This window comes from Allobosea sp. ASV33 (genome assembly GCF_016428755.1).
GTDB lineage: Bacteria > Pseudomonadota > Alphaproteobacteria > Rhizobiales > Beijerinckiaceae > Allobosea.
In genome coordinates, this window is the sequence record NZ_JAELTI010000075.1 from 19,448 (window position 1) to 27,960 (window position 8,513).

General features: G+C 67.1%; 6 protein-coding genes. 3 read left to right on the forward strand and 3 right to left on the reverse strand.

The genetic code is table 11. The features are described 5' to 3' along the window. Window positions 1–14: 14 nt before the first annotated feature. Both ftsH and glmM read left to right on the forward strand, forming a co-directional pair. A complete protein-coding gene (gene ftsH / locus JHD80_RS19415) occupies window positions 15–1,946 on the forward strand; it encodes an ATP-dependent zinc metalloprotease FtsH (RefSeq protein ID WP_199090787.1) in 1,932 nt (643 codons plus the stop codon). Between the two features lie 341 nt (window positions 1,947–2,287). Beyond that, on the forward strand, window positions 2,288–3,631 hold the full coding sequence (gene glmM, locus JHD80_RS19420; RefSeq protein WP_199090789.1) for a phosphoglucosamine mutase: 1,344 nt from the start codon (window positions 2,288–2,290) through the stop codon (window positions 3,629–3,631). Between the two features lie 257 nt (window positions 3,632–3,888). Here the strand turns inward: glmM and JHD80_RS19425 are convergent, their stop codons facing one another. Then, complete coding sequence (locus JHD80_RS19425; protein WP_199090791.1) at window positions 3,889–4,656, reverse strand: SDR family oxidoreductase; 768 nt, start codon at window positions 4,654–4,656, stop codon at window positions 3,889–3,891. A 261-nt stretch (window positions 4,657–4,917) separates the two neighbouring features. Here JHD80_RS19425 and JHD80_RS19430 point away from each other — a divergent pair, with 261 nt between their 5' ends. Then, window positions 4,918–5,955, forward strand: a complete 1,038-nt coding sequence (locus tag JHD80_RS19430; protein WP_199090792.1) for an L-idonate 5-dehydrogenase — start codon at window positions 4,918–4,920, stop codon at window positions 5,953–5,955. A gap of 63 nt (window positions 5,956–6,018) precedes the next feature. Here JHD80_RS19430 and JHD80_RS19435 read toward each other — a convergent pair whose 3' ends face one another. Together JHD80_RS19435 and JHD80_RS19440 are read right to left on the reverse strand one after the other, a co-directional pair. Then, on the reverse strand, window positions 6,019–7,779 hold the full coding sequence (locus JHD80_RS19435; protein ID WP_199090794.1) for a sensor domain-containing diguanylate cyclase: 1,761 nt from the start codon (window positions 7,777–7,779) through the stop codon (window positions 6,019–6,021). 253 nt (window positions 7,780–8,032) lie between these two features. After that, on the reverse strand, window positions 8,033–8,513 hold a 481-nt coding region (locus JHD80_RS19440), incomplete at its 5' end, for a formate--tetrahydrofolate ligase (protein ID WP_199090796.1).

Genomic DNA, 8,513 nt, shown 5'->3' on the forward strand with positions numbered 1-8,513 from the left:
CGATCGGACTGGGAATGAATCCGAACTTTCGCAATTTCGCTCTCTGGGTGGTGATCTTTCTGCTGGTCCTGGCGCTCGTCACGCTGTTCCAGAGCCCGAGCCAGCGCACGAACACCAACGAGATCCAGTACAGCCAACTGGTCAACGAAGCGCAGGCCGGGCGGATTTCCAGCCTCGTCGCGTCGGGACCGGAATGGACCGGAAGCTTCTCGGACGGCCGCAGCTTCGTCACCTACCCGCCCTATGCCGATCCGCAATTCCTGCGGAGCCTGGCCGAGAAGGGCGTGCAGGTCTCGGGCAAGCCGCCGGCGGAGGGCACGCCCTGGTTCATGGCGCTGCTGGTCAATTCGCTGCCCTTCGTCATCTTCATCGGCCTGTGGATCTTCATGTCCCGCCAGATGCAGAACGGCGCCGGCCGGGCGATGGGCTTCGGCAAGTCCAAGGCGAAGCTCCTGACAGAGGCCCATGGCCGCGTTACCTTCGAGGACGTCGCGGGTATCGACGAGGCCAAGGAAGACCTCCAGGAGATCGTCGAATTCCTGCGCGATCCGCAGAAGTTCCAGCGGCTGGGCGGGCGCATTCCGCGCGGCGTCCTGCTCGTCGGCCCTCCCGGTACGGGTAAGACGCTGACGGCGCGTGCCGTCGCGGGCGAGGCCAATGTGCCGTTCTTCACGATCTCGGGCTCCGACTTCGTCGAGATGTTCGTCGGCGTCGGCGCGAGCCGCGTGCGCGACATGTTCGAGCAGGCCAAGAAGAACGCGCCCTGCATCATCTTCATCGACGAGATCGACGCGGTCGGCCGTCATCGCGGCGCCGGCCTCGGCGGCGGTAATGACGAGCGTGAGCAGACGCTGAACCAGCTCCTCGTCGAGATGGACGGCTTCGAGCCGAACGAGGGCGTGATCATCATCGCCGCGACCAACCGTCCCGACGTGCTCGATCCCGCCCTGCTGCGTCCGGGCCGTTTCGACCGCCAGATCGTCGTCCCGAACCCGGACGTCGCCGGCCGCGAGAAGATCCTGAAGGTCCATGTCCGCAAGGTGCCGATGGCGCCGGATGTCGACCTCAAGATCCTCGCCCGCGGCACCCCCGGCTTCTCGGGCGCGGACCTGATGAACCTCGTCAACGAGGCGGCGCTGCTGGCGGCCCGCCGCGGCAAGCGCATGGTAACCCATGCCGAGTTCGAGGACGCCAAGGACAAGGTCATGATGGGCGCCGAGCGCAAGTCGATGGCGATGTCCGAGGAAGAGAAGAAGCTGACCGCCTATCACGAGGCCGGCCATGCCATCGTCGGCCTCTATGTCCCGGCCGGCATCCCCGTCCACAAGGCGACGATCATCCCGCGCGGTCGCGCGCTCGGCATGGTCAAGTTCCTGCCGGAGGGCGACCGCTACTCGATGAAGTTCAAGGAATTCACCTCGCAGCTCGCGGTCGCCATGGGCGGGCGCGTTGCGGAGGAGATGACCTTCGGCCGCGAGAACGTTACCTCGGGCGCCACCGGCGACATCCAGCAGGCGACCAAGATGGCCAAGGCCATGGTCACGCAGATGGGCTATTCGGACGAGCTCGGCATGGTCGCCTATGGCGACAATCAGGAAGAGGTCTTCCTGGGCATGTCGATGGGCCGCAGCCAGTCGCTGTCGGAATCGACGGCGCAGAAGATCGACGCCGAGGTCAAGCGCCTCGTCGACGAGGGCTATGCCGATGCCAAAAAGATCCTGACCGATCACCACGAGGAGTTCGTGTCGGTGGCTGAGGCGCTGCTCGAGTTCGAGACGCTGACCGGCGAGGAAATCCGCGACCTGATCGCCGGCAAGCGCCCCGTGCGTGATGCCGACGACACGCCGCACGCTCCGCGCGGCTCGGCCGTTCCGAGCGCCGGCAAGGGCCGCAAGCGCGGCGAGCCGGATGCCGGCCTGGAGCCGCAGCCGCAGCCCCAGGGTTGAGGCAGGGTCGAATGGAATGCGAGAGGGCAGCTGAGAGGCTGCCCTTTTTTCGTTGGGTCCGGATATCTGCTCTCGGTCCCCGCATTGGCGCGGTCATCCCGGACAAGCGGCGCCAGCCGCGCCGATGCGGGATCCATGTCGGAACGCTCGCGACGAAGGTTCAGACATGAATCCCGGGTCTACGCTTCGCTCCGCCCGGGATGACGACGTGGGAAAACGGAGAGCAACAGGGCCGCAGCGCCTCTTTCACGCTCCGTCACAATTTGTGACGAGGCGGAAAGGTTTTTTGGCTATAGAACGGCCAAAACCGGGCGCGATCCGCCCCTCGGAACCCAATCACGATGACGCGCAAATATTTCGGAACGGACGGCATTCGCGGGCGGGCGAACGGCGTCATCACGCCCGACCTCGCCCTGAAGGTCGGGCAGGCGACGGGCCTTGCCTTCCGCCGCGGCGAGCACCGCCACCGGGTGGTGATCGGCAAGGATACCCGCCTCTCCGGCTACATGATCGAATACGCGATGGTCGCGGGCTTCACCTCCGTCGGCATGGACGTGATGCTGCTCGGCCCGATGCCGACGCCGGCGGTCGCCATGCTGACGCGCTCGATGCGCGCCGATCTCGGCGTGATGATCTCGGCCTCGCACAACGCCTACGAGGATAACGGCATCAAGCTGTTCGGGCCGGACGGCTACAAGCTCAACGACGAGGTGGAGCGCGAGATCGAGGAGCTGATCGACAGCGACCTGACCTCGCGCCTCTCCGGCTCTCCGAAGCTCGGCCGGGCCAAGCGCATCGACAGCGCCGATGCGCGCTATGTCGAGTTCGCCAAGCGCACCATGCCGCGCAACATGAGCCTGGAAGGCCTGCGCATCGTGCTCGATTGTGCCAATGGCGCCGGCTACAAGGTGGCGCCGCAGGCGCTCTGGGAGCTGGGTGCCGAGGTCATCATCATCGGCGACGAGCCCGATGGCTTCAACATCAACCGCGATGTCGGCTCGACCCATCCGGCGACGCTGGTGGCGAAGGTCCGGGAATTGCGCGCCGATGTCGGCATTGCGCTCGACGGCGACGCCGACCGGGTGCTGGTGGTCGACGAGCAGGGGCAGGTGGTCGACGGCGACCAGCTCATGGCGGTGATCGCGCGTTCCTGGCTGGAGGACGGCCGGCTTTCGGCGCCGGGCATCGTGGCGACGGTGATGTCCAATCTCGGGCTGGAACGCTATCTGGCGGGTCTCGGCCTGTCGCTGGCGCGGACCGCGGTCGGCGACCGCTATGTGCTGGAGCACATGCGCAACCACGGCTTCAACCTCGGCGGCGAGCAGTCTGGCCATATCATCCTCTCGGATTTCGGCACGACCGGCGACGGGCTCGTCGCGGCGCTGCAATTGCTCGCCGTGGTCAAGCGGATGGACAAGCCGGTCTCGGAGGTCTGCCACTGCTTCGAACCGCTGCCGCAGATCCTCAAGAACGTCCGCTACAAGAGCGGGCGCCCGCTGGAGGAAAAGGCAGTGATCAGCGCGATTGAGGCCGCCAAGCAGCTTCTCGGCGAGAGCGGCCGCCTGGTCATCCGCCCCTCCGGCACCGAGCCGGTGATCCGCGTCATGGCGGAGGGCGACGACCGCGACCTGGTCGAGCGAGCGGTCGACGATGTCGTCGACGCCGTGACGAAGGCTGCGGCCTGATTGGGGCACGAAGGCCGCTGGCCCGCGATAATCGTCACGACAGAAGCGCGGGGAACCCTCTCCTGTAAGGAGAGGGCAGGGTGAGGTGCAGGCCGTTCTACAGTTGGCCGCGCGTTTGCCGCTGCGGGTGGGGATGAGCAAGCTGGTCCATGGGCCGACACCTCACCCCTACCCCTCTCCTTACAGGAGAGGGGTTCCCGCGGATGCTCAAGCCTCGGCGTAAGCTCGATGGACAGGTCGAGAATGACGGCGAGACCTCACACCACCGACGTCAGGCCGCCATCGACCATCAGCAGGTGGCCGTTGACGTAATCCGAGGCCGCCGAGGACAGGAAGATCGCGGCACCGGCCAGCTCCTTGGTCTCGCCCCAGCGCCCGGCCGGGGTGCGGCTGCAGACCCAGTTCGAGAAGGTCTCGTCGGCGATCAGCGCGGCGTTGATCTCGGTCGCGAAATAGCCGGGGCCGATGGCATTGGCCTGGATGTTGTGCTTGCCGAGCTCCGCCGCGAGGCCCCGCGTCATCATCTTCACCGCACCCTTGGACGCCGTATAGGGGATGATGGTGGCGCGGCCGAGCTCGCTCATCACCGAGCCGATGCTGATGATCTTGCCGCGCTTGCGCGGCACCATCCGCTTCGTCACGGCCTGGGTGACGTAGAACACCGAATGCAGGTTGGTGTTCATCACCTCATGCCAGCCCTCGACCGGGAATTCGGTGATCGGCGCGCGCTTCTGCATGCCGGCATTGTTGATGAGGATATCGATCGGGCCGATCTCGGCCTCGATCATCGCGATTCCCGCCTCGACGGCCTTCTGGTCGGTGACGTCGAAGGGGGCGATGGAGGCCTTGCGGCCGGCCGCGGTCAGCGCCTGCTGGGCGCGCTCCAGCTTGGCCTTGTCGCGTCCGTTCAGCACGACATGGGCGCCGGCATCCGAGAGCCCCTCGGCCAGCGCGAGGCCGATGCCCTGGCCCGAGCCGGTGACGAGCGCGATCTTGCCGGCGAGACTGAACAGCGACAGCGACATGGCATATCCTCGCAAAATGCCGGAGGCGGCGATTTCGGTTTGCGCCGGAGGCGCTGCTTTGGGTAAGCAGGTTTCAATCGATTAGACAATCTGGGAAAGGCCTTTCACCCTCTCAGCCCTCATCCTGAGGAGCAAGGCGAATGCCTTGCGTCTCGAAGGATGTTCCAGCGTGCTCTGAAGCATCCTTCGAGACGCCGCGTTCCGCGGCTCCTCAGGATGAGGGCTGAGGAGGGTCGGCCATTCTGATCAGGGAGAACCACCATGCGTGCTGTCGTCATCCATGCCGAGAAGGACCTGCGGGTCGAGCCGACGACCGCGCCCGAGCTTGGGCCGCGCGACGTGCGCGTGCGGATCGAAGCCGGCGGCATCTGCGGCTCGGACCTGCACTACTACCTGCATGGCGGCTTCGGCACGATCCGCGTGCGCGAGCCGATGATCCTGGGCCACGAGATCGCCGGCCGGGTCGAGGCGATCGGCGGTGAGGTCTCGCGGGTGCAGCCGGGCGACCGCGTCGCGGTCAATCCGAGCCGCGCCTGCGGCCATTGCCGCTATTGCCAGATGGGCTTGCAGCAGCACTGCACGGACATGCTGTTCTATGGCTCGGCGATGCGCTTCCCGCATGTGCAGGGCGGCTTCCGCGACGTGCTCGTGGTCGAGGAGCGGCAGGCGGTGAAGGTCGCGCCGCGCGTCACGGCGGCCGAGGCCGCCTTCGCCGAGCCGCTCTCGGTCTGCCTCCATGCCGCCAAGCGCGCCGGGCCGCTGCTCGGCAAGCGCGTGCTGGTGACGGGGGCCGGTCCGATCGGCGCGCTCACGATCCTCGCGGCGAAGGCGGCCGGCGCCTCCGAGATCGTCGCGACCGACGTGGTCGACGGGCCGCTGCCGGTCGCGCTCAAGATGGGCGCCACCGCGACGGTCAATGTCGCAGCCGAGCCGGAGCGGCTCAAGGCGGATTACGGCGCGGAGAAGGGGGCCTTCGACGTGATGTTCGAGGCCTCCGGCAACCAGCATGCGCTGACCGGCGCCTTCGATGTCGTCAGACCGGGTGGCGTGATCGTCCAGATCGGCGTCGGCGGTCAGTTCACGCTGCCGATGAACGTCGTCGTCGCCAAGGAATTCGACCTGCGGGGGTCCTTCCGCTTCCATGAGGAGTTTGACTGGGCGGTGGCGATGATCGGCTCGGGCTCGATCGACCTGTCGCCGCTGCTCACCGCCTCGATCCCGGTCGACCGGGCGGTCGAGGCCTTCGACCTCGCCGCCGACAAGTCGAAGGCGATCAAGGTCCAGCTCGACTTCGCCTGATTCGTGTCATGGCGTACGCGCTGCGGCGCGGAGTGCCGCGGCGCAGATACGAGATGACGCGCTTCAGCCGCTGCTGCGCCGGCGGAGGGGAAGCTCCTCCGCCGGGCTGATGGCGAAGCGACTCCGGCCAGTGCGCTTGGCGACATAGAGCGCCTCGTCGGCGCGGCGCGTGGCCTCGCTCAACGTGTCCTGCGGCTCGAGCAGGGTTGCGCCGACGCTGGTGCTGATCGGGACGGCCGCGCCGCTAGCGAGGGTGACGGGAGACTCCGCCGCAGCCGCGACGATGGCGGCCGCAATGGCCGACAATTCATGGCGATCGACATTGTCGAGAAGCAGAATGAATTCGTCGCCGCCCCAGCGGGCGCAAATATCCCGCTCGCGCAGAAGAGAGGCCATCCGCCGGGCGAGTTCCGCGATGGCCGCGTCGCCACTCTGGTGGCCATGGCGGTCGTTGAGCGGCTTGAGGTTGTCGAGATCGACCAGCAGCAGGCCGGCCTGATGCCCGGTGCGCCCGGCGCGGTCCAGGCTTTTCGCGAAGGCGCGTTCGAAGCCGCGCCGATTGAAGACGCCGGTCAGCGGGTCGGCATGGGCGATCCGTTCGAGCCGCTCGGTGCGCTCGCGCACGGCTTCCTCGAGCCGGGCGGTGTTTTCCTCGACGCTGCGCGCCATCGTGCCGAAGGCCTGCGACAGCCGGCCGATCTCGTCGCGCCCGGCATCGATCGCGACGGCGCGGAACTCGCGGGCGCGGACATGGCTGGCGGCATGCTCGACACGGGCCAGCCGGTCGAGCACCGCGCGCTTGAACAGCAGCGTCATCAGGGCCGCCGCGGCCAGCAGGACAGCGCCGAAGAGCAGACCGAGCGGCAGGAACAGGCTGCGGTCGATGATGCGGTCGATATCCATCACCGTGACGTTGAACCAGCCGAGCCGGTCGAGATAGCCGACGCCGACGAGCACGCGCTTGCCGTCGACCGTCATGAAGCGCGACTGCACGAGATCGTCGCCGGCCCCGACGCGGGCGATCATCTCGCCGAGCAGGCTGCGATCCGGGTCGTTGTCGACGAGCTGGTAGATCGTCTTCTTGGAGGAGATGTCCTTGGTCAGGCTGTGGAAGTCGACGAGGCTGGCGTCGCGATGGGCCTGCACGGCACCGCTGCGATCGACGAACATGCTCTGGACGCCGGTCTGCGGGATGTCGACGACCTCGCGGATGAACTGCGTCAGGTCGAGCCCGGTGCCGATGATCCCGAGGACGCGATTGTCCTTGCGGATGATGCAGTTGATCCAGACCTTGGTGACGCGGAGATTGTCGTCGTTATCGACATTGAGGTGGCAGCCGGAGCCGAGCGCCGCGGTCTTGTAATACCAGCCGTCGCGCGGGTTGCCGGCCGAGAGCGTGTAGCGCTTGCGCTCGTGCTCGTAGCTGTTGTCCTTGTCGTTGAAGTAGTAATTGCCCGAGCCGGCGAGCACGGTGAAATAGCTGCGGTCCCGGAAGGATTGGCGGTAATGCTCCAGCTCCGCCAGGCCGCGCTCGGCTTTCTGCGCATCGTCCTCGTTTTCGGCCCAGTCGACGATCGCGGGGGCGCGGGCGACGGTCTCGGCGAGCGAGACCTCGCGCATCAGGGCTTCGAGCCCACGATAGCGATCGAACAGGATCTGCTTTTCGGCGACGAGAGTGCCGAGCTTCAGCACGGTCGCGTCGACGATCCACAGGAAGGCCGCGCCGGCCGGAATCGCGATCGCCACCAGGATGGCGAGCGTCCAGCCCATGACCCGGGCTTTCAGGCTATGCGTGCGGGGCAGACCGGGTTCGGCCTGGCTCATCGGGTCGGCTTCCTTGCGGGAGGGCGCAAGGTAGAAGCTCATCCGTTGCGTAAGCTTTAAGAAGCCGTTGGAGGGCGGCGGGTATTCCGGGGCTGTCATCCCGTGCGCGCTGCGGCGCGAAGTGCCGCTGCGCAGACACGGGACCGCGTGACGAGAAGGCGCCTTTTCCGGGAAACGGTCCCGTGTCTGCGCAGCAGCGTTTCACGCTGCAGCGCGCACGGGATGACGCCTTTCAGAACAATAGCAGCGTTTCCTAGAACAGCCCTTCGATCCGGCCCTGCGCGTCGATATGGATGCGCTCGGCGGCGGGCTCGCGCGGCAGGCCGGGCATCGTCATGATGTCCCCGCAGATCGCGACGACGAAGCCGGCGCCGGCGGAGAGCCGGAGCTCGCGCAGCGGCACGGTATGGCCGGAGGGCGCGCCGCGCAGGGTCGGGTCGGCCGAGAAGGAATACTGGGTCTTGGCGACGCAGACCGGAAGGTCGCCGAAGCCGGCCTCCTCCAGTTCGGCGAAACGGGCCTGCAGCTTGGCATCGACGCTGACGCCCTCGGCGCCGTAGATCTCGCGCGCGATCGTCTCCAGCTTCTGCCGCAGCTTCATGGCATCGGGATAGAGCGGGGCGAAATCGGCCTCGCCCTCGTCGGCGAGTGCCGCGACCTTGCGGGCGAGTTCCTCGGCGCCGGCGCCGCCTTCGGCCCAATGCCGGCAGATCACCGCCTCGACGCCGAGGTGG